Source organism: Desulfovibrio sp. ZJ369, assembly GCF_011039085.1.
In the GTDB taxonomy this organism is placed as follows: Bacteria; Desulfobacterota; Desulfovibrionia; order Desulfovibrionales; family Desulfovibrionaceae; genus Desulfovibrio.
On the sequence record NZ_JAAKEI010000006.1, the window covers coordinates 1 to 24,743 of the forward strand.

Annotated in this window: 22 protein-coding genes; 6 read left to right on the forward strand and 16 right to left on the reverse strand. The window is 60.9% G+C overall.

Features of this window, described 5'->3' with window-relative positions; all coding sequences use genetic code 11:
• Positions 1-397 (forward strand): transposase (locus tag G7Y51_RS03095; RefSeq protein ID WP_165174933.1); only part of this gene is annotated, 397 nt, incomplete at its 5' end.
• Between the two features lie 12 nt (positions 398-409).
• Here the strand turns inward: G7Y51_RS03095 and recJ are convergent.
• The 7 genes from recJ to G7Y51_RS03130 form a co-directional block, all read right to left on the reverse strand.
• A complete protein-coding gene (gene recJ, locus G7Y51_RS03100) occupies positions 410-2,134 on the reverse strand; it encodes a single-stranded-DNA-specific exonuclease RecJ (protein WP_165174934.1) in 1,725 nt (574 codons plus the stop codon).
• An 8-nt stretch (positions 2,135-2,142) separates the two neighbouring features.
• On the reverse strand, positions 2,143-3,099 hold the full coding sequence (locus G7Y51_RS03105) for a tetratricopeptide repeat protein (RefSeq protein ID WP_165174935.1): 957 nt from the start codon (positions 3,097-3,099) through the stop codon (positions 2,143-2,145).
• A gap of 97 nt (positions 3,100-3,196) precedes the next feature.
• Positions 3,197-3,892, reverse strand: a complete 696-nt coding sequence (gene pyrF, locus G7Y51_RS03110; RefSeq protein WP_165174936.1) for an orotidine-5'-phosphate decarboxylase — start codon at positions 3,890-3,892, stop codon at positions 3,197-3,199.
• Positions 3,880-4,536 carry a guanylate kinase gene (gene gmk, locus G7Y51_RS03115; RefSeq protein ID WP_165174937.1) on the reverse strand — a complete coding sequence of 219 codons (657 nt, stop codon included), beginning with the start codon at positions 4,534-4,536 and terminating at the stop codon, positions 3,880-3,882. Before gmk ends, pyrF begins: the two co-directional genes overlap by 13 nt.
• Positions 4,536-4,790, reverse strand: coding sequence for a DUF370 domain-containing protein (locus G7Y51_RS03120; RefSeq protein WP_165072002.1), 255 nt, complete (start codon positions 4,788-4,790; stop codon positions 4,536-4,538). Before G7Y51_RS03120 ends, gmk begins: the two co-directional genes overlap by 1 nt.
• Before the next feature lie 6 nt (positions 4,791-4,796).
• A complete protein-coding gene (locus G7Y51_RS03125) occupies positions 4,797-5,678 on the reverse strand; it encodes a YicC/YloC family endoribonuclease (protein ID WP_165174938.1) in 882 nt (293 codons plus the stop codon).
• 302 nt (positions 5,679-5,980) lie between these two features.
• On the reverse strand, positions 5,981-6,214 hold the full coding sequence (locus G7Y51_RS03130; RefSeq protein ID WP_165174939.1) for a zinc ribbon domain-containing protein: 234 nt from the start codon (positions 6,212-6,214) through the stop codon (positions 5,981-5,983).
• Positions 6,215-6,395: 181 nt separating this feature from the next.
• Here G7Y51_RS03130 and G7Y51_RS03135 point away from each other — a divergent pair, with 181 nt between their 5' ends.
• Complete coding sequence (locus G7Y51_RS03135; protein WP_165175017.1) at positions 6,396-6,977, forward strand: DJ-1/PfpI family protein; 582 nt, start codon at positions 6,396-6,398, stop codon at positions 6,975-6,977.
• A 573-nt stretch (positions 6,978-7,550) separates the two neighbouring features.
• On the forward strand, positions 7,551-9,338 hold the full coding sequence (locus tag G7Y51_RS03140; protein ID WP_241160119.1) for a sensor domain-containing diguanylate cyclase: 1,788 nt from the start codon (positions 7,551-7,553) through the stop codon (positions 9,336-9,338).
• 185 nt (positions 9,339-9,523) lie between these two features.
• Here the strand turns inward: G7Y51_RS03140 and dnaE are convergent, their stop codons facing one another.
• Positions 9,524-13,000 (reverse strand): DNA polymerase III subunit alpha, encoded by a 3,477-nt coding sequence (dnaE, locus tag G7Y51_RS03145; RefSeq protein WP_165174941.1) that lies wholly within the window; start codon positions 12,998-13,000, stop codon positions 9,524-9,526.
• Between the two features lie 330 nt (positions 13,001-13,330).
• Here dnaE and G7Y51_RS03150 point away from each other — a divergent pair, with 330 nt between their 5' ends.
• Together G7Y51_RS03150 and G7Y51_RS03155 are read left to right on the forward strand one after the other, a co-directional pair.
• Positions 13,331-14,137, forward strand: a complete 807-nt coding sequence (locus G7Y51_RS03150; protein WP_165174942.1) for an HD domain-containing protein — start codon at positions 13,331-13,333, stop codon at positions 14,135-14,137.
• 2 nt (positions 14,138-14,139) lie between these two features.
• Complete coding sequence (locus G7Y51_RS03155) at positions 14,140-14,637, forward strand: hypothetical protein (RefSeq protein WP_165174943.1); 498 nt, start codon at positions 14,140-14,142, stop codon at positions 14,635-14,637.
• Here the strand turns inward: G7Y51_RS03155 and G7Y51_RS03160 are convergent.
• The 8 genes from G7Y51_RS03160 to rfbD form a co-directional block, all read right to left on the reverse strand.
• Entirely contained in the window at positions 14,629-15,792 is a 1,164-nt protein-coding gene (locus G7Y51_RS03160) for a hypothetical protein (protein ID WP_165174944.1), read from the reverse strand. The two genes, G7Y51_RS03155 and G7Y51_RS03160, sit on opposite strands and share 9 nt — an antisense overlap.
• Positions 15,793-16,317, reverse strand: coding sequence for an adenylyl-sulfate kinase (locus G7Y51_RS03165; protein WP_165174945.1), 525 nt, complete (start codon positions 16,315-16,317; stop codon positions 15,793-15,795).
• A 2-nt stretch (positions 16,318-16,319) separates the two neighbouring features.
• Positions 16,320-17,078 (reverse strand): class I SAM-dependent methyltransferase, encoded by a 759-nt coding sequence (locus G7Y51_RS03170; RefSeq protein WP_165174946.1) that lies wholly within the window; start codon positions 17,076-17,078, stop codon positions 16,320-16,322.
• 161 nt (positions 17,079-17,239) lie between these two features.
• On the reverse strand, positions 17,240-18,025 hold the full coding sequence (locus G7Y51_RS03175; RefSeq protein WP_165174947.1) for a phosphocholine cytidylyltransferase family protein: 786 nt from the start codon (positions 18,023-18,025) through the stop codon (positions 17,240-17,242).
• Between the two features lies 1 nt (position 18,026).
• Positions 18,027-20,399 (reverse strand): PEP-utilizing enzyme, encoded by a 2,373-nt coding sequence (locus G7Y51_RS03180; protein WP_165174948.1) that lies wholly within the window; start codon positions 20,397-20,399, stop codon positions 18,027-18,029.
• 169 nt (positions 20,400-20,568) lie between these two features.
• Complete coding sequence (locus G7Y51_RS03185) at positions 20,569-21,213, reverse strand: gamma-glutamyl-gamma-aminobutyrate hydrolase family protein (RefSeq protein ID WP_165174949.1); 645 nt, start codon at positions 21,211-21,213, stop codon at positions 20,569-20,571.
• Positions 21,210-22,487, reverse strand: a complete 1,278-nt coding sequence (locus G7Y51_RS03190) for a DUF3179 domain-containing (seleno)protein (protein WP_241160113.1) — start codon at positions 22,485-22,487, stop codon at positions 21,210-21,212. Before G7Y51_RS03190 ends, G7Y51_RS03185 begins: the two co-directional genes overlap by 4 nt.
• A gap of 17 nt (positions 22,488-22,504) precedes the next feature.
• A complete protein-coding gene (rfbD, locus tag G7Y51_RS03195; RefSeq protein ID WP_165174950.1) occupies positions 22,505-23,395 on the reverse strand; it encodes a dTDP-4-dehydrorhamnose reductase in 891 nt (296 codons plus the stop codon).
• A gap of 323 nt (positions 23,396-23,718) precedes the next feature.
• On the opposite strand from rfbD, the gene G7Y51_RS03200 reads away from it, so the two are divergent.
• Positions 23,719-24,495, forward strand: a complete 777-nt coding sequence (locus tag G7Y51_RS03200) for a sirohydrochlorin cobaltochelatase (RefSeq protein ID WP_165174951.1) — start codon at positions 23,719-23,721, stop codon at positions 24,493-24,495.
• Positions 24,496-24,743: the final 248 nt, after the last annotated feature.

Here is a 24,743-nt window from a genome sequence, read left to right on the forward strand (position 1 = left end):
AAGCATACTTTCAGCAATCCGGGTAACGGGAGAAACTTGCAGTGTTGTTTTTGATGGGGCACTGGATGGAAAAATGTACAATGCTTATATTGAAAAATTTCTTCTTCCAACGCTTAAAGCTAACGATGTTGTTATAATGGATAATTTGAATGTCCATAAATCAAAAACAGCCCGAAACTTAATAACGGAAAAAGGCTGCAAGTATATTTTCCTTCCAGAATACAGCCCGGATTTAAATCCCATTGAAAAGATGTGGAGCAAAGTGAAACAATTACTTCGTGGTATGAAAGCAAAAACATGTGATGAACTGTATAAATCCATTGGAAAAGCATTAAGTTGTATCACACAAAAAGACGCTGAAGGATGGTTTAAATCCTGTGGATATGTAAAAAGTTAAAAGCAAAATGCTCTAGGCGGGGCGCCAGTCCTTGATGCCCAGATCCACCGAGGCTATGCCGTTGTACATGTCCAGGCGGGAGGTGTAGGCCAGAAGAATGGTCTGACCCACCAGCGAGGGCGGCAGAGCCTCGGCCATGCGCCAGGCCTTTGCGGAAAGGGTGATACCGCTTTTTTGATCCTGCACTCTGAGCAGGACGTGTTCCCGGCTGTGGCCCAGAAAAGTGCGCTCCTTGACCAGCAGCGGCGGCGAGGCGAAAACGGGTTCGGCATTGCCCGGACCAAAGGGCTGCAAGAGCTCCAGTTCCTTTAAAAAACGGTGTTCGGACGCCCTGGCGAAATCCAGCTCACATTCCAGGGTCAGGCTGGGGCTGAGCGGCTCCGGCCCCAATGCCTCGGCCGCCGCGGCCTCGAATTGCGCGCGAAATTCATTGAGGCGGCGCGGCTCAAGGCGCACTCCGGCTGCCAGCCGGTGCCCGCCGAAGCCCAGCAGGCAGTGCGCTGTGCGGGTCAGGCCGGCGTGCAAATCAAACTCCCGCACGGAACGGCCCGATCCCTTGAGGCAGCCCTGATCATCGCAAAGAATAATGGTGGGCCGGTAAAATTCGTCCACAATGCGGGAAGCGACAATCCCCACAATGCCGGGATGCCAGTCCGGGCCGTAGAGCACCAGGCCCGCCCGTGGCCGTTGCGCCAGAAGTTCCTGGGCCTGCTCGCGCGCCGCGGCCAGGATGCGTTCTTCCTCCAGACGGCGCTCCGTGTTCAGCGCGTCCAGTTGCGCGGCCAGGGCGGCGGCCGCCGCATGATCCTTTTCCCGCAGCAGTTGCAGGGCCAGATCCGCCTTGCCCATGCGCCCGGCGGCATTGATCCGCGGAGCCAGTCGAAAGACCGTCTGCCCGGAGCTCAGGGCCGCGGCCGCGTCAAAGCCGCTGACCACTTTCAGCGCCGCCATGCCGGGGCGAGCCGCGGCGGCCAGTCTGGCCAGACCGCCGCGCACCAGAATGCGGTTTTCGCCGGTCAGGCGCATGACGTCGGCCAGGGTGCCCAGAGCCACGAGATCCAGAACCTCGTCCATCTTGCAGCGGTTGCCGGTCCGGGCAGAGAGCAGCGCGTTGAGCCCGGCCATGAGGTAAAAGGCCACGCCCACGCCGGCCAGATGCGGGCAGGGCGAGTCCTCCTGCGGGCCCAGCCTGGGATTGCACAGCGCATGGGCCAGGGGCAGTTGGGCCGGGGGAAGGTGGTGATCGGTGATGATCACGGTCATGCCCAGATCGCGCGCGCGGCGCACGGCGTCCACATCGGCAATGCCGCAGTCCACGCTGAGCAGAATCCCGCAGCCCTGCGCGGCAAGCGCTTCAACACCCTGGATATTGAGACCGTAGCCCTCGGCGCGGCGATCCGGAATATGCCAGACAGCCGTAAGGCCGTGAGCCTCCAGAACATCCAGCACCAGACAGGTGGCGGTGATCCCGTCCACATCGTAATCGCCCCAGACCGCGAGCTTTTTTCCGGCGGCCAATTCCTGCGCAAGGAGTTCCGCGGCCTGAGGAATCTGGGGCCAGCAAGCCGGAGCGGTCAGAGCATGCAGCCGCGCGGAAAGAAAATCCTCCATGCAACGGGCTTCGGTAAGGCCCCGTCGCCAAAGGATTTCCAACAGGAGCGGCGAGATGGAAAGTTTTTCGGCCCAAGCCCTGGGCGGCGCGCCGGGCGGACCTTGCCGGAACTGCCAGTTTTTCACGGCGGGCGTCAGGCCTTGGCCGGGGCCTGTTGGGCGTCCTTGGCCGGGGCCTGCTGGGTAGCCTTGGCCGGGGCTTGTTGGGAGCCCTGGGCAGGGGCTTGCTGGGCGGTCTGGGTCAGAGCGCGCAGGGCTTCGCGCACGGTTTCCAGGCGATCTTCGGGCACCAGGTTCTTTTGGATCAGCCAGGCCAGAAACTTGATGGAGGGCTCGTGGCTGGGCGCTATTTCCAGGGCCTTGAGCAGATGATCAATGCAGCCGTTGATGTCTTTTGTTTCCAGCAGCACGCGGGCCATGTTCATATATAAATTCTCGTCGCTTTGCGAGAGTTGCAGAGCGCGCTGGTAATATTCAAGGGATTGCTGCAACATCTTGTTCTTGCGCAGATTGATTCCGAATTCATTGAACAAATGCTTGTGCTCTGGCTCAAAGGCGCCATCCAGCTTGACCAGCCGCGCGAAAATGTCCTGGGCTTTTTCCGCGTCGCCCCGTTCCAGATAGGTGAGGCCGATGCCGAAGTTGGCCCGCACGTTTTCCTCGTCTATCTTGAGCGCGCGGGAATATTCATATTCGGCGGCAAAGGTTTCGCCTTTCTCCCTGTGACTGTCGCCGTTGTCGACGGAGCGTTGCATTTCCTGCATCTTGGGATAGACGGAGTTCATGTAGAACTCCGGTTCGGGCGCGAACTTGCCGATCAGTTCGTCCATGGTGATTTTACGCTTCGGACCGCTGGGCACATAATTGGGGTTCAAGGGCTGACATTCGATGACATCGCCGTGCTGTTCAATAAACCAGAAGGTTTTCTGCACGGTTTTGCGCGTGGTGGTGCCGGTGCCTACCTTGCGGATTTCCTGAGTGGAAAAGACGCCGCGCACTTCAGTCTTGCTCGCCTCGGCACTGGAGGTCGGGGCCGCGGCGGTCTGCGGGGCGTTTGCCGCCGGGGCCGCGGGGATTTGTTCTTTGGGCATGATCTTCCTCAACAAGGCATGTTAGGCCTGAAATTGCCGTTAAGGCATCATGGAGAATTTTGCTTTTGAAATTGAATAATTTCAAAAGCAAAATTTTCTAGAGGGCGCGGCCGGCAGCCATTTCCGCCAGAATGCGCCGTGCGGCTTCCACAGGGGAGGGCGCTTCCAGAATGGGTCTGCCCACGACCAGAAAGTCCGCGCCCTGGGCCACGGCCCTGGCCGGCGTCATAATCCGGCGCTGATCTCCGGCCGCGCTTCCAGCCGGGCGGATGCCCGGGCAAAGACATTGCAGGCCCGGCAAAGCCGCCTTGATGTGCCCGGCTTCATGCCCGGAGCAGACCACGCCGTCCAGCCCCCAGGTCTGCGCGCCGTGTGCCAGAGTCAGGGCATGTTCGGCGGGCGCGGCACTGATGCCGGGCATTTCGCCGGGCATAAAGCTGGTCAGTACCGTGACCCCGAAAAGCAAAGGCTTGCCGCTGGCCATGCCGGACGCAGCCTCCGCGGCTTCCCGGCACATCCGCTCTCCACCCTGGCAGTGCAGGGTCAGCATATCAATGCCCAACGAGGCGGCCGCCCTGACTGCCTGCCCTACGGTGTGCGGAATATCGTAAAATTTCAAATCCAGAAAAACATTATAGTGCAAATGCTTGAGCGACTCAATCAGCGCAGGGCCGCCCACGGTGAAAAGCTCCATGCCCACTTTGCACCAGGGCACGAAACCCCGCAGCTCACGGGCCAGGGAAAGCGCGGCCTCCTGGCGGGGAAAATCCAGGGCGACGATCAGTTGCGCCATGCGTTTTCCGCCTCGTGTGCAGGTTCCGGGGCGCGGCCAGGGCCGAGCAGACTTTCCAGCAGGCGCGGGTTGCGCTTCGGCGACAGCGTGGCAGCCAGATATACGGCGCGCAGAGCGTCGTAGGCCGCATCAAGCTCGTCATTGACCAGCAGAGCGTCATACCAGCGGGCCTGGCGCATTTCCCGGCGCGCGTTGGCCAGCCGGCGTTCAATGGTGGCTTCGTCGTCCAGATCGCGCGCGCGCAGGCGGCGCTCCAGCTCTTCCATGCTCGGCGGCAGGATGAAGGCAAAGGTGGCCTCCTCCAGCGTCAGCTTGAGCTGGGCCGCGCCCTGGACGTCGATATCAAAGAGCATGTCGCGGCCTTCGCGCAGCAGGGTCTTTACCGGTTGCAACGGCGTGCCGTAAAAATTGCCGTGCACCTCGGCCCACTCTGCGAAATAGTTTTCCGCGCGGCGGCGCTGGAAGTCCTCATGGCTCAAGAAAATGTAATCCTTGCCGTCGATCTCGCCCGCGCGCGGCTTGCGCGTCGTGCAGGAAACAGAATAGCCGAAATGCGGAAATTCCGCCAGAAGCCGCTTGATCAGCGTGGTCTTGCCCGCGCCGGACGGCGCGCTCACAACCAGCGCTATGCCTTCGCGCCGCATCAGCTCCCTTCCTCCTGCGCAAAACGCTGGCTGATGGTTTCAGGCTGGATGGAGGAAAGGAGCACATGGTTGGAATCCGTCACCAGGATGGAGCGCGTCTTGCGCCCCTGGGTGGCGTCAATCAGCCGCCCTTCGGCCCGCGCGTCCTCGCGCAGGCGCTTCATGGGCGAGGAGGAAGGGCTGACAATGCTCACCACCCTGCCGGCCAGCACATAATTGCCGAAGCCTATGTTGATCAGACGATCGCCGCGCATGGGATCCTATTCCAGATTCTGAACTTGCTCGCGGCATTTTTCGAGCTCGTTTTTAAAGTCCACGACCAGCCGCGAAAGCTGCACGTCCGGCAGCTTGTTGCCGCAGGTATTGATCTCGCGGAAGCACTCCTGAAGCGTGAAATCCAGGCGGCGTCCGGCATCCTTGCCGCTTTGCAGAAGATTGCGCAGGCGTTCCAGATGGGTGCCCAGACGGGTCAGCTCTTCGCTCACATCCAGGCGGTCGGCCAGAATGACGATTTCCTGCAGGAAGCGGCTTTCTTCCAGCTCCTGACCGTTTTGCGCAAGAGCATCGCCCAGGCGCTCCCGCAGCATATTGGCGCGCTCTTCTTTGATGGCCGGGGCGCGCTCGGCAATCAGCCCCGTCCATTCTTCCATGCGCAGGATGCGCGAGTGAATGTCCGTGGCGAGCGCGCGACCTTCGTCGGCGCGGGCTTCGTCCCAGTCTTCCAGAGCCAGGGTCAGGCCTGCCTCCAGATTTGCGCTCATGGCTTCGTCGAGCTCGTCGCCGGTGTCGCCCCACAGAAAAGACAGTTGCAGCAAGGCGTTGTAATCCGGGGTAAAGCTGTCGCCGCGCGTTGTGGCCAGATCGCGCAGGCTTTGGAGCATGGCCGCGGCCTGCATGCTGTCAAAACGCGGCGTCGGCGCGGCGTCGGCCGCATAGTGCAATTGAAGGCTGATGTCCACCCGGCCTCTGGAGGCGAAGCGCCGCACCACTTTTTCCAGGCGCGGCTCAAGGCTGCGCACCGCTATGGGCAGCCGCCACTTGAGATCCAGATGACGGCCGTTGACGCTTTTGATTTCCCACTGCTGGGTAATATCGGCATTTTCCACCAGACAGCGGCCAAAGCCGGTCATGCTGTGGAGCATAGCTTCCTTCCTGCTGCAAAGTATAATGAAAAATTGTATCTCAGGGCGGGGGAGAAAGCAAGGAAAGCCCTGCTGGGAGACATTCATGCTTTCAATGGAAATGATATTGCAACCATCTGAAATTCAAAATGAATTTTTTATAAAATCATCTCAAAGGTGAATCCCTCCCTTGCCAAAGGCGAGGGCTTTTCTTGCGCGCGTTGCCTTTCAGCCCGGCGGCGCAAAGGCCGCCCCGCGGCCTTTGGCCTGAGGCCACAACCGCACAGTGTATCGCGCAATCCAACGGATTGCGGTTATTTTGCTCAGGAAAAGCGGCTGCCGCAGCCCCCGCTGCCGCAAGAAGGCATGCCTCTGCCCAGGGGCCGCACCGGCCCGGGCTTGTACGGGAAAGCCCCGGTTTTCAGAGGGCTCGGGGCGCTCATTTGGCGTTGCGTAGCTGTGGAGCCGCATTGCGGGCAGGTCGGAGCCGCGTCGCCGTGGATCAGTTCTTCAAATTTTGTTCCGCAGGCTGTGCAGAGAAAATCGTACATGGGCATGGGGCACCTCGGCAGTCTGGATTTCAGCCCGGCTCAGGGCTTGCGGATGAGCTTTGCTTGCATATATAAGAGGCTGCATTGATAATGGCAAGGGCGGCTTACCCCCCTGCCGTGAATTCGTCAACCGGGCCCCGACGGGGCCATGAAGGCGGCCTGAGCGGGCCGCCCGAGGAGTGAAATGATGAAAAAGATTCTCTTGCTTGCCGGTGATTATGTGGAAGACTATGAAGTGATGGTTCCGTTTCAGATGTTGCAGATGCTGGGCTATGAGGTGCATGCCGTCTGCCCCGGCAAAAAGCCAGGCGATGTGGTGCGCACCGCCATCCATGACTTTGAGGGCGATCAGACCTACTCTGAAAAGCGCGGCCACAATTTCGCGATCAACCATGATTTCGACAAGGTCGATACCGGGGAGTATGCCGGTCTGGTGGTCCCCGGCGGACGCGCTCCCGAATACCTGCGCCTGAACCAGCGGATTCTGGAAATCGTGCGCGAATTCCACGCGGCCCAAAAGCCCATTGCCGCTGTGTGCCACGGCCCGCAGATCCTGGTTTCCGCGGGCATTCTCAAAGGTTGCGCCTGCACTGCCTATCCGGCGGTGAAGCCCGACGTGGTGGATGCCGGGGCTCAGTGGAGCGAGGCCAATGAATCCTTTACCAACGCCGTCGTCGATGGCAATCTGGTCACGGCTCCGGCCTGGCCCGCGCACCCGGCCTGGATTGCCGCTTTCGCCAAGCTGCTGGGAGCCAGGATCAGCATCTGACCTTGATACGATCATCCGTGCGGATCAGGGAGCTGCCGTTCAAGCGGTTCTTGCTCTACAGCCCAAAGAAATCGCTGCCGTTCTCCGTATGCCGCTGGAGCGGCGACGGCTGACGCTGGCCTGTCGGCTTTGTCAAGCTGCGCTTTTTGCGTAAGGAGCGTACCGTCAGAGTGCGCTCCTTTCGCGAGGGGTTCGCCTTTGAGATGATTTTCGCAAAAAATCCATTGTAATTTTACATGGTTGAGAAAGAAATTTCACGCTGAAAGTGAATCCTTTCAGGGCGGGTGAACATTGACAAAGAACATTTGAACAGATATTCTGATAAGAAAAGCTTATATGCAATATATCGTCTCTTGAAAGCGCGGAAGAGGAAGGGAAGGAGGCCTTTGGGCGCGTAAAAAGGCTCTTCTTTTCCTGCGGCAGCGCGCAAGGGCGTGCGAGGGGAAGAAGGCAAGGATGAAAAGACATGTGCTGCTGAGAACGAATCTTCTCATTTTCGCCATAATTATTTTGGGATTTATGTGCATTTTTATTCATAATTATCATTATAACAGGGAAATTTTTAAAAAAGATATGGAGCAGGTGGCTCTGTTGACGGAAAAATGTATTTATAATGATATTGATTCAATCTTTACAAAGCCTATCCATATCGCGATGACAATGGCAAATGACAATTTTCTTAAGGATTTTCTTGAAACAGAAGACATGATGCCTGATAATGAAGAATTTTTAAACACAATAAAAAATTATATTTTAACGTACAAAGAAAAATACAACTATGATGCCGTATTTCTGGTATCCACGAAAACGAATCGCTATTATCATTTTGAAGGCATTGACCGCATTCTGACGCCGGATAACGCTGAAAATACATGGTATTATTCCTTCCTTGCATCTCCTGACGAGTATGCGCTGAATATTGATAACGATGAAGCGGCGCATAATGAAATTGTCGTTTTTATCAACTGTAAAATAAAAAACAAGGCAGGCTCCGTGATCGGCGTGGTGGGGGTTGGCTTCCGCGTCGATTATTTACAGAAGATATTCAAAGAGTACGAAACGCAATTTGATGTGAAGGTCTACCTGATTGACAATCAGGGCATGATTGAACTTTCCATGGATAAGACCGGATTCAGGAAGACGGATCTTTTTGCATTGCCTGAATTCAGGGATCTCAAGGAACGGATTCTTTCTGAAAAAGAAAAATGCCAATATTTCTGGTATGCCGCAAAAGAGCGTAAGGGCTATCTTGTGGCGAAATATGTGCCGAATCTGGAGTGGCATCTGATTATCGACAATGACGCTGACGTGCTGGCGGAGCAGACCAAACGGCAGTTTTTTACCGGCATTATGGTCCTTCTGATGATAGTCGCTCCCGTCCTGATCGTCACCACCTGCATTCTTCGCGGGCATAATATGCGGCTTGTCAAATTGGCCGTGGCGGAAGAAAAAAAGCGCAGTTCGGTTTTTCAGGTGGAAACCGGAAAGCTGTACGAAAACATTTATGAAGTCGACATTACGCATAACCGCGCAGCCAGCGAGGCGACCGAAAGCTATTTTGAAAGTCTGGGCGTGCCGAGGAACACGCCCTATGACGAAGCCTTGCGGATTATCGCCAAAAAACAGATCAAAACCGAATATCGCCAGGGCTATCTGGCCACATTCGGCCGCGAGAATGCCTTGCGCGTCTATGCGGAGGGCGGCGACTGCCTGCGCTATGACTTTATGATTTCCACTGACGCCAGGCCCGACTATCACTGGCTGCGCCTTACGGCCCGCATTTTTCATTGGGATGATGACGGCTCGGTGCGGATGTTGATGTATCGCCAGAATGTGGACAAGGAAAAAGAACACGAACAGCATCTGCTGGAAAAAATGCAGCGCGATTCCCTGACCGGCCTTTACAATAAAGCGGCCACCCAGGAGTATATCCAGCAGCGCCTGTTGCGTCACCCGGGAGAAGTCTTTGCCTTTTTCATCCTGGATATTGATAATTTCAAGAATGTGAACGACAGCTGCGGCCATGCCGTGGGCGATATGGTCATTGCGGATTTCGCGGAATTGCTGAAAAAAGAATTTCAGGAGAACGACATCATCGGGCGCATCGGCGGGGATGAGTTCGTGGCGCTCGTCCGCGCGCCGTCACGGGAGTGGGCGGAGAAAAAGGCTCTGAGCGTGGTGACGGCCATGCGCCATGATGTTACGGACGGCGTGAAGACCTGCCCCGTTTCCGTCAGCATCGGCGTGGCCCTGGCGCCGGAGGCCGGCGCGGAGTTTGAAACGCTGTATAAGAATGCGGACAGAGCCCTGTACCATACCAAACAGCACGGCAAAAACGGCTTTACCCTGTACGATTCCTGAGCGCGCGCCCGCCAGAGCGTTGAGCTAATTCCATCAGCAAAACGCTCTAGAGCATTTTCACTTTGAAAATGCTCTGCTGACGCGAAAGCGGCAGCCGCCGCAACGCGGCGTACATTCAGGCGAAAACCGCGTTTTTCGCCTGAATGCCACCTTTGACTTTCATAAAAAGTCAAAGGTAATCTGCTCTAGGAAGCCCAGGCGGCCAATGCCTTGTCCAGTTCCGGCCCTGGCTGCACCTTCAGGGCGTCGTCCAGGCGCAGGTGACATTGGCAACCGTCCAGGAGAATCAGGGCGTGCGTTTCCACCGGGCCGGGATGGGTTTCAAGGATATTTTTCAGCGCCTGCATATCTTCCCGGCCGAGACGGTGCGCCGGGATCTGCACGCAGACCGGCGTGTCGCTCTGGCCGCAGGCTTCAGCCAGGGGGCGCACGCTCTGGCCCAGCAGCTTGAGCTCGCGCGGAGCGTCTTCATTTTCCTCGTCCGTTTCCGGGGCAGTGTCGCCCTGGCTGTCCAGGCGGGCCGTGAGGCACAGGGGCTGCTCGGCCCGGATCAACTCGCGCGCTTCGGCATAGGCCCGCGGGAAAAAGGTCACTTCCGCGTGGCCGGTCAGATCCTCCACGCCCACAAAGGCCATGCGCTCGCCCTTGGATTTGGTGAGCACTTCCTTGACGCTGGTCACCAGCACCGCGCTGGTGATTTCCGCCCCGGCAAACATTTCCCGCGCGTCTTCCAGGGTGGTCAGGCGCAGGCGGCGGATCTCGCGGCTGTAGGGCTGGAGTGGGTGGCTGGTGAGAAAAAAGCCCAGAGCTTCCTTTTCGCCCCGTAACTTCAGGTCGTCCGCCATTTCGGGCAGCCCGGCTTCAGGGCAGTCAAAGCCGATGCCGGGCAGGGGCGCGGCTTCAGCCGCAGGCGTCATGGCCAGCAGGGAAACCTGGTTGGAATTTTTATCCCTGGCCTTTTTTTGGGCGCGGGCCACCGCGGCTTCCACCGCGGCCAGCAGGCCCGCCCTGCTGACGCCGAAGCAGTCGCAGGCCCCGCCCTTGATCAAAGATTCCAGCACCCGCTTGGTGACCTTGCGCAGATTGACCCGGCAGCAGAGATCCAGAAAGGAGAGATATTCGCCGCCTCCCTTGCGCGCCTCCACAATTTCGCGGATGGCCTCGTCGCCCACGTTCTTGATGCCGCCCAGGCCGAAGATCACCTTGCCCGCATGCGCGGTGAATTCGCGCTGGCTCCGGTTCACCGAGGGCTGGACCACGTCGATGCCCATATCCTTGCAGCAGGAGACGTACTTCAGCAATTTGTCCTGGTTGCCCATTTCCGAGGTGAGCAGGGCGGCCATGAACTCCACCTTGTAATGCACCTTGAGATAGGCCGTATAATAGGAGATCAGGGCGTAGGCCGCCGAATGGGACTTGTTGAAGCCGTATTCGGCGAATTTTTCCATCAGATCGAAAATTTCGTTGGCCTTTTCCTCGGCAATGCCGTTTTTTTCCGCGCCGGCCACAAAGGTCACGCGCTCCCTGGCCATGGCTTCGGCCTTTTTCTTGCCCATGGCCCGGCGCAGCAGATCCGCACCGCCCAGCGTATAGCTGGCGATGATCTGGGCGATCTGCATGACCTGTTCCTGATAGACAATGACGCCGTAGGTGTCGCGCAGACATTCGGTAAGCGACTTATGCGGGTAGACCACCGGCACCTGGCCGTGCTTGCGCTTGATGAACTCTTCCACCATGCCCGACCCCAGAGGCCCCGGCCGGTAGAGCGCCAGCATGGCGATGACGTCCTCAAAGCAGGTGGGCCGCAGCATACGCAGATATTGGCGCATGCCAGAGCTTTCCACCTGAAACACGCCGTCCGTGTCGCCGCGGGCATAGAGATCATAGGTTGCGGCATCGGTGAGCGGCAGATTGTCCAGATCCGGCGGGGTCTGGCCCTGCAGGCTGATGTTGTCCAGAGTGTCCTGGATCAGGGTCATGGTCTTCAGGCCCAGAAAGTCGAATTTGACCAGCCCGACCTTTTCGGTCATGGGACCGTCGAACTGGGTCACAAGTTCGCCGCGCTTGCCCAGGTACAGGGGCAGGTATTCCTCCATGGGCTTGTCCGAGACAACCAGCCCGGCGGCGTGGGTGGAAGCATGCCGGGCCAGCCCTTCCAGGCGCAGGGCCGTATCCAGCAAATGCCTGACCGCCGGATCCTCCTCATAGAGTTTTTTCAGATCCGGCTCCATGTCCAGAGCCTTTTTGATGGTCATTTTGAGGTCGCCGGGCACCAGTTTGGCAATGCGATCCGTCTCCGCAAACGTCATGCCCAGAGCCCGGCCCACGTCGCGCACCACGCCCTTGGCCTTCATGGTGCCGAATGTGGTGATTTGCGCCACCGAGCCCTCGCCGTAGGTCTCCACCATATGGCGGATCACGTCGCCCCGGCGGCGCTCGCAGAAGTCCACGTCAATATCCGGCAGGGAGACGCGCTCATTGTTCAAAAAACGCTCAAAAAGCAGATTATAGGGCAAAGGATCCAAGTTGGTGATGCGCAGGGCCCAGGCCACCAGGGAGCCCGCCGCGGAGCCGCGCCCCGGCCCTACCGGGATATGGTTGTTCTTGGCCCAGTTGATGAATTCCTGCACGATCAAAAAATAGCCGGGAAAGCCCATCTCCAGAATGACGTTGATTTCGTATTGCAGGCGTTGGCGATAGCGCGCCGGGTCGATGTTCTCGCGATCCGGATGCTTTTCCAGGCGCTTTTCCAGGCCGGCCTCGGCCAGCCGGCGGAACTCCGACTCCATGCTGGCCCCTTCGGGCAGTTGGTAGACCGGGAAATAATGGTGGCCGAAGTCCAGATCCACATTGCAGGATTCCGCAATGCGCATGGTATTGGCCAGAGCCTCGGGCACATGGGCGAAGGGCTTTTCCATCTCCTCCACGGACTTGTAGTAGAGCTCGCGCGTCTCAAAGCGCATGCGTTTGGGGTCGTCCATGGTGGTCTGGGTCTGGATGCAGAGCAGAACCTCATGCGCGTCGGCGTCGTCGGCGTTGAGATAGTGGCAGTCGTTGGTGGCCACCAGGGGCAAGTTGGCGCTTTCCGCCAGTTCCAGCAGGGCGGTGTTCACGGTTTCCTGCTGGGCCAGGCCGTTGGATTGCAATTCCAGATAAAAGCGGCCGGGGTAAATATCCGCATATTCTTTGGTCAGGTTCAGGGCCGCATCCATGTCCCCGGCCAGAATGGCGCGGGGAATCTCGCCCGCGAGGCAGGCCGAAAGGCAGATCAGCCCCTCGGCGTAACGGCGCAGCAGGGTCTTGTCCACGCGCGGCTTGTAGTAAAAGCCGTCCAGAAAACCGTGGCTGACCAGCTTGACCAGATTGTGATAGCCCAGCTCGTTCTGGGCCAGGAGGATCAGATGATGACGTCGTTTGCCCGTTTCCGGGCTTTTGTCCGTATGATCGCGGCAGACGTAGACCTCGCAGCCGAAAATGGGCTTGATGCCGAAATCCTTGCAGGCCGTGTAAAAGTAGGCCGCGCCGAACATGTTGCCGTGATCCGTGACGGCGCAGGCGGGCATGCCGTAATCCTTGGCGCGGGCGCAGAGATCCTTGATGCGGATGGCGCCGTCCAGAAGACTGTATTCGGTATGGCAATGCAGATGCACGAAATCGGACATGAGAGCTCCTCAGGCGAAACACGCTGCCCACGCGAGCGGCCGCGGACAAAAAAGTTTTGCCGGGCGCGGCCTGTACCGCGGCCCAACGCCACCTGGATTGTGGAAAAAAATCGCGTTTTTTGAATGATGCCGATTGAAATCAGAGACGTTCAAGCCAAAAAGGTTCCGGGCTCCTGCGCGGCTTGGGGCAGGCAACCGACGCAAGGGCGCGGCGGTCGACCGCGGAGAACGTAGTGTAGCAAATTGCCGACCAACCCTCAAGAACGCGCTTGTGCTGCCGGCGCGCCCCGTGGCTTGCCTTGCGCCAAGGCCCGGCGTACACCAAAAAGCATGAATTCGGACATCAGCCTGCACGAGCAATGGTTTGCGGCATATGCCGCGCGAAAGCGCGCCAGGGAGCTCCACGATGCGGCTCCGCTGGATTTGAAGGCAGCGCACACGCGCGCTGTTCTGGAAAATGCCCGCCGCATGGCGCTGCACGAAAAATTCGAGCCGCCTCTGGTCAGAGCCTGCCTGCTGGCCGCGCTCTATCATGATCTGGGCCGCTTCGAGCAGTATCTGCGCTTTCATACTTTCCGGGATCGCGAGTCATGCAATCACGGCCTGCTGGGCGTGAAAATTCTCAAGCGCGAGGCGCGGCTGGCCGGCGAAGACGCCCGGACGCGCAAAATCGTGCTGGCAGCAGTGGGCCTGCATAACCGCTTCGCCCTGCCCGCGCATCTGCCGCGCACTGTGGAACTGGCCGCGCATGTGGTGCGCGACGCCGACAAGCTGGATATTTTACGGATCATAGACGAGCACTTGAGCGGGCCCGGACCCTGCAGCCCTACCGTGGTGCTGAATTTGCCGGATGATCCCGCCCAGTCGGGTGAAGCCGTGCTGCGCGCGGCTGCGGAAGGCCGTGTGGCCGCATATGCCGATTTGCGCAGCGTCAATGATTTTCGCGTGCTGCTCGGCACCTGGTTTTTTGACATGCATTTTGTGACCAGCCGCCGTCAATTCGTGGAGGACGGTCATGCCCGCCGTCTTCTGGAGGCGCTGCCCCCGGTTCCGCCCTACGGCCCAGCGCGCGCGGCTCTGTTGGAGCGGCTGACCGGGGCTGAGCGCGGCGCGCCGGGCAGCCGCGCAAGAGCGTAAGCATGTTGTGCGGCTGCGGCCCGGAACCACGTTTTTTCCCTTTGGCCGTCTTGCGCTCGCGCGTCCCCTGGCCGGCGCAAGCCAGCGCGGCCCTGCTCAATCCCTCTTGGGCCGAACTGCGGCGGCTCGCGGTGGAAACACAAGGCATTGCCCCCCGCGGCGCGCTCCGCATCCGCCTGGCGTACAGGCTTTTTTATCTGTCGTTCGAGGAAGGCGCGACTTTTCTGGCCCTGGCGGCTCAGGCCGGCGGCGAACTGCTGGCCGCGGATTTCAAACCCGCGGAACGCAATCTGGAGCTGCCCGCCGCGCTCCTCGTGCGTTGTCTGCCGCAGCTCTGGCCCTGTTTCGCAACCGGCCCGGTTTTTGCGGACTTTCTGTCCCGGGGCGGCCTTGAAGGATTGGCTCAGGAAGCCGGGCTGCGGGTGCTGGCGCGCCGTCCCTTGCTGGCAGGCGCGGCCGTGCTGCTGCGCCTCAGCCCTGTTGCCCGGAATTCACGCTGACCCTGCGGGCCGGGGACGGCGCAGAAAGGTATCCGGGCCGAAGCTGCCGCGCAGCGCCACGCGCAGCAAAAGGCGGGCGGCATACCGGGCCGCGCCTTCCGTTGCATACCTGCCGAAGAATTTTCGCTGCACCAGGGGCAGGCATTGCGTATACTTGCGCCAGTATACGCCGTCTTCCATGCGTTTTTCCAGGGCGGGAAGCCGGTCGGTACTGAAGACGCCGCCCAGAAGCCCGGCCAGGCGTTGTTCTTCATTGTGCGCGGCAAGGGCGTTTTGCCAGGGCACAAATGTTTCTCGCGCCTGCGGCAGCGCCTGATGTTCCGTGAGCAGCGGCAGCACCGCAAGGCCCAGCATCAGGCAGGTGGTGAAAACGCCCGAAAGCGGAGAGGCGAGAATAACATCGGCTGCAAAGCGCATGCAGCCCGGGGCAATGGTCAGGGTATCCTGAATCGTGGCTGTGGATGGGGCTCCCAGCAAAATCTGGTGCTCGGGAAGAAAATAATAAGGCTTGAAAATGACGAAATAATGCCGCGACAGGTGCAACACGGTTCGGATTTGCTCCTGCGGGCAGTCAAGCAGGCCGCCGCAGTAAAAGACAATCCTTTTGCCGCAAGGTATGGCGATATTCAGGCCTTGCGCCAATTCCCGGCGCAAGGCGTTTTTGTCTTCATGACGGCGTGTTTCCCACTCTCCCAACTGGTAAAGCCCGGCATGGGCGAACTCCTGGACGGCTTGCGCATTTTCCGCCCTGCCGGACGGCGGCCGGGCGGCCGCGCCTGCCGCCTGACGGGCCTGGCGCTCATACATGCACAGAAAATGGCTGTATTCGGCATGCGCAAGCCGGGGCAAAAAGGTTGTGGCATGCAGCATAAGCACGCGCCGTTCGGCCAAAAGGGAAAGATGGGGATGATTGAGCAGATCCGGCACGCCCGCCACGGCCAGCGCGCCATAGGGGCCGCGCGCCGCGTCGTCCGGCAAGACGGCGTAGCCTTGCCCTCGCAGAGCCGCGAGCGTGGGGTTGGGCGGATTTTGATCCGCGCACAAGGCGCGCGGCACGAGAATATCCACCTCATCAGCGGGCAGATGAGACAGGACATGCCGGAAATAGAGCAGACTGCGGGCCGCGAGATAAACGGCAAGGTGCGGGCTGGGCATTTATTTTTCTCGCAGAAGCTTCAGAAGCGCGTCCAGGCATTGCGCCGGAGACAGCGCGGCCGTATCCAGAGTCAAATGCGGGGCAAGGGGCACATCCACCGGCGTGTCCTGCCCGGCCATCTGGCGCATTTCTCCCTGCGCTGCGGCTGCATACAGGCCTTTGGGGTCGCGGGCGCGCCGCACCTCTTCCGGGCTTTCCAGCCAGACTTCCAGGTAGCCCGGCACATGGGCGCGGTTCCAGGCATGCACCTCATGGAAGAGGGAAATGGTGGCAATGACCACCGTGTGCCCCTGATCGGCCAGCAGCTTGCAGAAACGGGCATAGATCATGGCCAGTCGGAGGCGGCTTTGCCGGTCAAAGCCGGAAGTCTCCGTGCCGAGTACGGCGCGCAGATCGTCGCCGTCCAACAGCACGGCCCCGGGCAGATGCGGCATCAGGGCGCGGGCCAGAGTGCTTTTGCCCGCGCCCGAAAGACCGGTGATCCAGATCACGCGCCCGCAGGATGAAATCCCTGACACTGGCATGCTTACTCCTTGCGCCGCGCGATCCAGGCGCGCGTGAGATATTCGGCCTCAATGACCGGAATATCCCTGGTTACTTCCCGAATATGCTCAATAAAACGGGCAAAGCGTTCTTCACCGGCCTGCACGCGCACGTCGTTGACCGATTCCCAGAGGCCGATATACCGCTCCGGGCTTTGCAGTTCCGTATGCCGTCCTTCCAGATACAGCACATCCGCGAATTCCGCACGCTGAAGCAGGCGCTCCGTCAGTGTGTTGCAGAACTCGGAACGGCCCGAGGACACCCGTTTCAGTTCCGGCACAAGCGTGTGCAGATATGCTTCTATTTCCACCAGCAGTGGATTGGCCTCAAAACGACGTGTGTTCCAGAGCGCCATGAACAGGCCGCCGGGTTTGAGAATCCGGTGAAATTCCCTGACCGCCGCGTCAAAGTCCGGCCAGTGAAAGGAGGACGCCATGCAAACCATGTCGCAGGAGGCAGCGGACAGGCCGGTGGCCTCGGCATTGCCCTTGCGCCAGAGAATGTCCAGATTTGCGTTTTGTTTCTCTCCTGCCATGCGCATGGCATCGTTGGGTTCCACCGCGATGACGCGCACACCCCTGGCCGCCAGCTGACGCGACCAGATGCCCGTGCCCGCGCCTACGTCAGCGCAAAGTCTCCCTCTCTGAGAGAGCGACAGAAAAGCCTCCAGCACAAAGGGCGCGTATCCGGGCCGGTAGCGGGCATAGTTCTCTGCAAGATCTGAAAAATCACCATGTTTCATAGACGATCTTCCTTCAGGAAAAGCGCGGCGATGCGCACAGGCCGGGCGCAGCAGCCCTCTCCGGATCTGGCGCAACAGCGCGCTTCCTTTTGATCAGCGCTTTGCAGTGCGCTGTAGTGGAAAGATATTCTGTCCCCAAACATTTTCAAGCGCACACCATTCTAGCGCCGCCAGTCATGCGGCCAGCTTTCGCTGCGCAGAGCCTGCTCATAGCGCCGCAGGTCCTCCTGATTGTCCACTTCGCACCAGCGCCCCTGCACGGGCACGGCCCCCACGCGGATGCCCCTGCCGATCAAAAGGCGCAGAAAGCCGGTCATATCCATGCGCGCCACAGCCTCGCCCAGTTCGGCGCAGGTTTGGCGAATCTGCGCCCAACCGTGAGGCGTCACCCGAATCAGGCCCATATATTGTCCCTGAACTTCTGCAATATTTTGCGGCTTGCCGCCGATTTCACGCAACAGACCGTCCGTCTGGCGAAAGGTCTCCGCGTCAAGCAAGGGATCGTTGAAACGCAGTCGCCAGAGCTGCTCCCAGCACAGATCACAGGCCACGGCAAGAGGCTCCGCGCAGGCTGACAGGGCGCGCACATGCTCCGGCGGATAGACAATATCGGAATAACTGATCGTGGCCGCGTCCTGCCCCTCTGCAAAGGCCCTTTCCAGCCACGGCCCGGCGCAGAGCAGGGAGGAGAGCATATTGCTCTGTTCCCAGCGCGGATTCTCCACGGTTTCAAACGATCCGGCCTCAAGCCCGGCGGCTTCGGGCGTGAGGATGTGGGACAGATAGCCGCGAACCACCAGGATGCGCGCGGCTCCGGCTCCCCGCAGGGCCTCGCACTGCCAGCGCAGCAGCGGCTTGCCCGCGATCTCCACCAGGCACTTGGGCTTTCGGGCCGTGAGTTCGCGCAAACGCGATCCGCGCCCGGCTGCCAGAAGAACGGCAATCATCTCAGTTGTCCTCGTGCAGGGGCATGATCAGCTTGCCGGCGCAGTCCAGAAGGCCGGAGCGGGCCTTGCAGATGCGCTCAAACAAAATGCCCCCGCAACCGATGGCCGCGGGCAGATTATATTCCGCGCAGCGGATGGCCATATGCGAGTTGGTTCCGCCGTAGCGGGTGACAAGCCCGGCAATGCCGCGCGTGAACAGCCAGTCATAGCCCGGATCCGCGCTTTCGATGCAGACAATGGCCCCGTTCAGCCTGAGGCCCGCGCCGCTGCCCGTCAAATGGATCACCGGCGCTTCCAGGCGCTTGGAGGTGATGAAATTGGGCACGCTGCGCTGCTGGGCCGCCACATAGACGTCGCGCGGCGAGCGGATCAAATGTGAGAGACGGAAAGAATGCGCCAGCTCGTATCCCTGACGCTGGGCCTCGATCAGCTTGAGATAGTATTTGCGGGCCTCGGCGGGCAGGGGCGCGTACAGGCCGTTGATCACCATATCCACATTGAGCATGGAGATCTGCTCGCGCGTCAGTTCCAGCGTCTCGCCCCAGGCGGCCAGGTTCTCAAGCACAGCGCAGATATGGCGGCTGAAGACGAATTTGATCCACTCCCGCCCGGCTATGGCCGTGCGCGCATAGTTGAGAAGATGTTCGGGCCCGCAGTCCAGGCCCGCCTCATCCAGCAGGGCGGCCAGGGCTTTGCGCTCCGCGGCGCGAAGACGGAAACGCGAGGGCGCCTGGCGCGATTCGGGCAGATCGGCGATTTCAAAAAGATCTTCGCGTTGCGCGTAGCAGGGGGTCATGATGTCATAGGTGCCGGGCCGCAGATGCCCGTATTGGCGCAGAAAAGCGCGCCGGGCCGCCCCGCTTTGGCAGGCTGCGCGGAAATCGCGCGACAGTTCGCCGGACACCGTGCGCACGCTGCATTTGAAGGCCTGGAGGCGTTCCGGACTCAACGCGCCGCGCCGAACCGCCGAGCGCAGCAGGGATTCGGCCATGAACGCATGGCGCGCGGCAATGGAAAAGGGCAGGGTGCCGAGCTGGCGGCATTCTTCCAGCAAGGGCGAAAGCGTTGCGACCAGGGCAAAGCCCGAAGAAGCCGTGGGCCGGGGCGGCATAAGCGCCTTTTGTTTTTTCTCCAGGGCCTGCGCGTCGGCCAGCGCCGCGTCAAGGCTGCCGCCGGGCTTCAGCGCCCTGTTGGTCAGGCGCCGCAAACCTGCCTTGAAGGCCAGGCGCTGCGCCGGAGAGAGCAGGCCCGGATAGCGCGCGTCGAAACTTTGGTCAAAATCGAAATCCAGCACAGTATGCGCGATTTCAAATTCCACTTTGTCATGCAGCGCCGGGTTGGCGTCCAGCCTGTCCAGCCAGGCGTTGATCAGCTTTTCGCAGGCGGCGGCAGGCAGATCCGCGGGCAAAAAGGAGTTGAAGCTCGCCCGCACGTCGATATATGGCCGCCCGGCCAGGGAGAGCATCAGCTCCGTGGGCGGCAGGCAACGGTAGCCCATGCGCTCCCGCGCCAGGCTCCAGATGCGGCTGGTGATCAGTTCCCGATAGAGGCTCATGGCCAGGGGCCGCGGGGTGACGCCGATGATTTCCGCCGGGTTCCAGTCCGGCATGATTCCGAGCAGCGTGCGCTGCCCGAAAAGTTCCGGGCGTGGCCGCATGATTTCCTTGACATAGGCTTCCACATGCCGAATGCGGCGTGAAACGCCCAGACCCGCGTTGGCGCGCCAACGCTTGGCGGCGCAGATGCGCCGCACTTGCAGAAGATGCACGTTCTCGGCGCTGTCCACGGCAAATTCCACGTCCAGCGGCGTCTGGCCGTAATGGCGCTCCAGCCCGCGCAGCATCTCCAGCACGCGCCGCAGGCGCGGCGAGTCGAAATATTCCGGCTTGACGCCCTTGTAAATGCAGACGGTCTTGCTGACGCCAATGCCGCCGGTGACAGTGTCGGTGCGGCCAGAAACATCGTCATAATTGATCACATAATACGGCGAGCCGTCTTCCAGAGCGCGGGTCATGGCCACACCGCACATGGTCACTTCGCCGATCATGGGCTGCACCAGCACCTGATCACGCTCGTCGCGAAAAACGGAAATCACACTGTCGATGGCGCTGCCCAGTTCGGACGCATCCTGCGAAGGCACATGCAAAATGCTCTGGAAAGCGCCGGCCAGGGATTGCTCGTTGCCGTCTTCGCAACGGGCCGAGGAGCGCACGGCGAGGTTGCCGCGCGGAAAGCGGCTCTGGATGGCGCGCAGCACCTGATGCGGATCGTTGCGCCATTGGCGGGCTTCAAAAAAATAGCTCGGCGGCACGGGAAAGCCCTGATCCGCGAGGCAGGTCAGGGTTTCTGCCTTGGTTCCAAAAGATTGACGCATACTCCTTCCCCTTGGCTGTGTACAGAGCATAAGCAAGAGTCGTGCCATATTCAGGGGCAAAGAGTGTCACGCTGGGGAAGCGCACAGGAGGCGGAAAGGGCGGCGAGGAAAAGACGTTCACGCGCCTTTTGCCGCAACGCGCCACAGCCATGGCGACTCTCCGGCAGATTCAAGGGACAAGCCCCCAATGACGCCGGAAGAGTTCCAGATCCGCGGGATGCGCTTCAACCTCCCGTTCCGGATGCCACATGAGGCCGAGCCAGGGCAGGTTGCGGGCGCGCAGGGCCTCCACGCTGTTGTCCGCTGCGCAGAGCGCCAGACTTTCCAGTTGCGGCGGCAAAACTTCGGGGAACAGGCCCCACTGATGGTAGGAGTTGACCTCTCGCGTTTCGGATGCCGCTTGCGGCCCCCGCCCGATGATGGGATGCCTGGCGCGCACATGCCGCTCGGCCGCCAGCCGGGCCAGGCCCCCGCCGAAGAAATGCTGCAACATCTGCATGCCCCGGCAGATGCCGATCACCGGCAGATTCCGGGCCGCGGCCCAGGCCAGCAACGCTTGTTCCGTGCGGTCGCGCTCCGGCGTGACGCCGAGGTCGTCGCCGCCGGAAAGCACCAGGGCATTCACGCCAAGGTTTTGCGCCAGGGCCGGGCAGTCCTCCTGCACATTGGGCAGCATGACCCAGGGCAGGCCTCCGGGGCTGAGAGCGCGGAAAAAGCGGGCCCAATCCCGGGCCAGAGCGTCGCGCTGCTCGCCGCTTGCGGGATCGCGCGTCACCCGCATGGTGATGCCCGGCAAGACGTGTTGCGCCGTCATGGCAACGGCGTTCCCGGCTGGCGTTGCAGAGGCGAGGGCGGAGACTGCACCGGAGCCTGGGGCGTGTCCGGGGCAGTGTCCGGGCCGGGCGCGGTCAGGTCCTTGGGAGGATCATCCCGGCCGGGCGGGTTGAGGGAAAGCAGATTCGCCGGCACTTCGCCCGGACCGGGTATCACAAAGGTTTCCGGGTTCAGGCTGTACCAGGCGAACCACATGGAGTAGCCGCCGAAATACTGCTTCATGGACGCGCCCTGCATATTTCCTTTCAGAGCCTTGCCCGTGGCCGGATCCCAGACGCTGCGGGTGTTGAGATCCACAAGGCGGCCGTATTGGCTTACAAACAGAAAAGGCTCGGCCCAGATCTGGCGGTTGAAGATCCGCACCACGTCCAGCCGCGGATCATGCACGGCCAGCAGGGCGGAGGGGCCAAGAAAGAAATTCACCGCGCCTTTCTTCCTGACGTAGCCGATATCCACCGCCAGCAGCAGGCCCTCGTATTCCAGACAGAGCATGGGCGTTTTGCGGGGAAAGCGCCGGTCAATGCGCTGCACCGGATAGACCAGAATGTCGTTGTCGTAATAGGTGCCCTTTTTCAGGTAGTTGCCGTAGGGGTCACGGCCGTAAGGGCGGTTGCCGCGCGGCTGGGCCAGGACCGGGGCGTCGGGGTATACGGTGCGCGCCGCGCCCCAGGTCGTCCAGTACACGGGGATGGTGGGCATGCCCCGGCCCAGCAGGGGGCCTTCAAAGGCCATGCCCGTTGCCTGTAGCCAGAGGCTGCCGGAATTGCGGTCAATAAGCACGCTGTTGCCGTCGTAAAGGCGGCCTTCAAGATCGAAAATCAGATTCAGTCCGCCCATGGATGCGTTGTAGGCCATCAGCGTCCCGGTAATGGGGCAGTAGGTGATGGCATAGGCCACGTCGTCGATAAGCTCGTTGACCACCTGATGCCAGACCATGAAGCGTTGGGGGAAAATGCGCGGGCCGTCCGGCAGCATAACCACAAAGACCACATCCTCCCGGCTCATGTTCAGGTCCGCGTCCTGCACGCGGTCATAGCGCGGCCGGTAGAGCGAAGGAATGGCCCCGTAGCTGACGCTGGTTTCCGTCAACTTGCTGGCGATTGCGGCCAGTTGCTGCAGATTTTGGGGGCGGGCCTGGGCGGGCGCAACTGCCGTTGCCCAGATCAGGCAGAAGAGCGCCATGCAGGCGACCAGCCCGGAAACTGAAACAGCTTGGCGCGAAGCGGGGCTCTGAAGGCCGTGCACGCGTGCCACGGCGGCATCTGCTTTGCTCAACGCGCTCCCTCACTGCCGGGCTGAGCGCCGGGCACATATTCGCTGAACAGAAAATCGCGCAGGGCCTGGGGCCAGGGCCGGGGCTTTTTGCCCAGAAATTCGCTCAGTTTGCCGGTATCCAGCACGGAATAGGCGGGGCGCTGGGCCTTTTGCGGCCATTGCGCCGAGGCCACGGGTTCCACCCGGCAGGGCGAGGCCGTGAGGGCAATGGCTTCGCAGGCCAGCTCGCACCAACTGGCCTGGCCGCCGTTGACCGCATGCCAGATCCCCGTGGCTTGCTTTTCCGCCAGATCCACGCTCCATTGGGCCAGATCCAGGCTGTACGTCGGGGAGCCGGTCTGATCATGAACCACACTGATCGCATCGCGGCGGCGGCAGGCCTCAAGAATAGTTTCCACAAAATTTTTGCGCCCCGGGCCAAACAGCCAGGCTGTGCGCACCACGCAGGCCCGTTCGGGCAGGCCGCGCAGCACGGCTTCCTCGCCTGCAAGTTTGGTGCGGCCGTAGACTGAAGCGGGATGCGGCGCGTCTTCTTCGGTCCAGGGTTGCTGGCGCGGCCCGGAAAAGACGAAATCCGTGCTGAAGTGCACAAGGTGGCCCCGCCCGCGCGCCTTGAGAATCCGGGCCAGGGCGTCGGGCAATGTGCGGTTCACGAGCAAGGCTTCTTCGGGATGCTCCTCGGCCTCGTCCACCTGGGTCCAGGCGACGGCGTTGAAGACCACATCCGCGTCCACGGCCGCCAGACGGGATTCGAGAAAAGCCATGTCCTGCAGATTGCCGTCTGCCCGGCCCAGCGTTTCGGCCTGCCAGCCGCGGGCCGTGAGCACGCGCTGCAACGCCTGCCCCAAAAGACCTGTCGCGCCGCCCAGAATCAGCGCCTTCGCCATCGGAACCTCCCCGGCGACCGCAGCCCGTCCATGCGCGGGACGGAGTCCAGTAGCCATATTGGGCACTGTAGCCTTTCGGGGGGACAGGGGTCAATATCCGCCTTTACGGTCGGCGCGGCCTTGCTCCAGGCCGCAGGCCGCGCAGTGAAGCGCGCTTTTAACGCAATTTCACTTTGGAATCGCTGCGGCGTCTGCTCCCGCAGCCCAGGCTGCCGCTCTTGTGAAAGTATTTTTGAGATGCCGCCGCTCCGTTACGGTCAACCGGCTTTCGTGCGGGCTGCGGTCGTCTTGCCTCGCCTGAGCAAGTGTCGTACAAAAAAGGTATGAGACGCGCAATTCTTCTGACGGCCTTCGGGGCCAGCAGCGCACAGGGGCAAAAGGCCCTGAAAAGTTTTGACGCCCGGGTGCGCGAGCGTTTTCCGGGCGTGCCCGTGCGCTGGGCCTATACGTCGTTGCTGTTGCGCGAGCGCCTGGCCAGAGCCCGCCAGAAAAGTGATTCCGTGCGCAAGGCCCTGCGCAGGCTGAGCTTTGAAAAATTTACGGAAGTGGCGTTGCAGCCCTTGCAAACCATTCCGGGCAGGGAACATGCCGAGGTCTGCGCGGCTGTGGACGAAGCCGCCGCGGAGGACGGGCTGATCTGCGGGGTCGGCGCGCCCTTGCTGGCCACGGCGCAGGATGTGGAGCAGGCGGCTTTGGCCCTGATGCGCCATTTGCCGCCGGAGCGCGTCCCGGGCGAGGACGTGGTGCTCATGGGCCACGGAGCCCGCCATGCGGCCGTGGCCCGTTATGAGGATCTGGCGCGGGCCGTGCGCCGGCTCGACGCGCATGTGCATGTGGGAACAATGAACGGCGCGGTTGCGCTGGAAGATATTCTGCCCCGGCTTGTTTCCGCACGGGTCTGGCTTATGCCCCTGCTCTCGGTGGTGGGGCGTCACGCCCTGCAGGACATGGCCGGGGAGGGCGGCCGGTCGTGGCGCTCGCGCATTGAGGCCCACGGCCGCCAATGCCTGCCCGTGCTCAAGGGCACTGCGGAATATGCGGCTTTTGCGGAGATCTGGCTGCAGCATCTTGAGCATGTTGTCCGGGCGCTCGAAACCTGACGGCGCTGCGCAACGCTGTTTTGCCAGGCGTCGCGTTGAGAAAGCGCGCAAGCCCGGCGGCGCGGGCAGCTCAATGAAAAGGCTCTTTGCGTGATGAAATCGCCTTGTGAAAACCTCGCGACGTTACCATGCCTTCTCGCCAGGCCGCGCAGGCCGGAGCATTCCGCTTTGCGGCAGGTGTTTTAATGAGGGCTGACCCTATGGAAGTATAACGGCTCTGCGGCTTTTGGCTATTCTGCCGGGGCCAG

Coding starts and splice junctions, on each gene's coding strand:
- G7Y51_RS03120 (WP_165072002.1), bottom strand. CDS start 4,790: ATGCGCGGCGATCGTCTGATCAACATAGGCTTCGGCAATTATGTGCTG.
- G7Y51_RS03165 (WP_165174945.1), bottom strand. CDS start 16,317: ATGCCAGTGTCAGGGATTTCATCCTGCGGGCGCGTGATCTGGATCACC.
- rfbD (WP_165174950.1), bottom strand. CDS start 23,395: ATGGCGAAGGCGCTGATTCTGGGCGGCGCGACAGGTCTTTTGGGGCAG.
- G7Y51_RS03200 (WP_165174951.1), top strand. CDS start 23,719: ATGAGACGCGCAATTCTTCTGACGGCCTTCGGGGCCAGCAGCGCACAG.
- G7Y51_RS03180 (WP_165174948.1), bottom strand. CDS start 20,399: ATGCGTCAATCTTTTGGAACCAAGGCAGAAACCCTGACCTGCCTCGCG.
- G7Y51_RS03175 (WP_165174947.1), bottom strand. CDS start 18,025: ATGATTGCCGTTCTTCTGGCAGCCGGGCGCGGATCGCGTTTGCGCGAA.
- G7Y51_RS03170 (WP_165174946.1), bottom strand. CDS start 17,078: ATGAAACATGGTGATTTTTCAGATCTTGCAGAGAACTATGCCCGCTAC.
- G7Y51_RS03185 (WP_165174949.1), bottom strand. CDS start 21,213: ATGACGGCGCAACACGTCTTGCCGGGCATCACCATGCGGGTGACGCGC.
- G7Y51_RS03130 (WP_165174939.1), bottom strand. CDS start 6,214: ATGCCCATGTACGATTTTCTCTGCACAGCCTGCGGAACAAAATTTGAA.
- G7Y51_RS03125 (WP_165174938.1), bottom strand. CDS start 5,678: ATGCTCCACAGCATGACCGGCTTTGGCCGCTGTCTGGTGGAAAATGCC.
- G7Y51_RS03155 (WP_165174943.1), top strand. CDS start 14,140: ATGTTGTGCGGCTGCGGCCCGGAACCACGTTTTTTCCCTTTGGCCGTC.
- dnaE (WP_165174941.1), bottom strand. CDS start 13,000: ATGTCCGATTTCGTGCATCTGCATTGCCATACCGAATACAGTCTTCTG.
- G7Y51_RS03160 (WP_165174944.1), bottom strand. CDS start 15,792: ATGCCCAGCCCGCACCTTGCCGTTTATCTCGCGGCCCGCAGTCTGCTC.
- G7Y51_RS03150 (WP_165174942.1), top strand. CDS start 13,331: ATGAATTCGGACATCAGCCTGCACGAGCAATGGTTTGCGGCATATGCC.
- G7Y51_RS03105 (WP_165174935.1), bottom strand. CDS start 3,099: ATGCCCAAAGAACAAATCCCCGCGGCCCCGGCGGCAAACGCCCCGCAG.
- gmk (WP_165174937.1), bottom strand. CDS start 4,536: ATGCGGCGCGAAGGCATAGCGCTGGTTGTGAGCGCGCCGTCCGGCGCG.
- G7Y51_RS03140 (WP_241160119.1), top strand. CDS start 7,551: ATGGAGCAGGTGGCTCTGTTGACGGAAAAATGTATTTATAATGATATT.
- pyrF (WP_165174936.1), bottom strand. CDS start 3,892: ATGGCGCAACTGATCGTCGCCCTGGATTTTCCCCGCCAGGAGGCCGCG.
- G7Y51_RS03135 (WP_165175017.1), top strand. CDS start 6,396: ATGAAAAAGATTCTCTTGCTTGCCGGTGATTATGTGGAAGACTATGAA.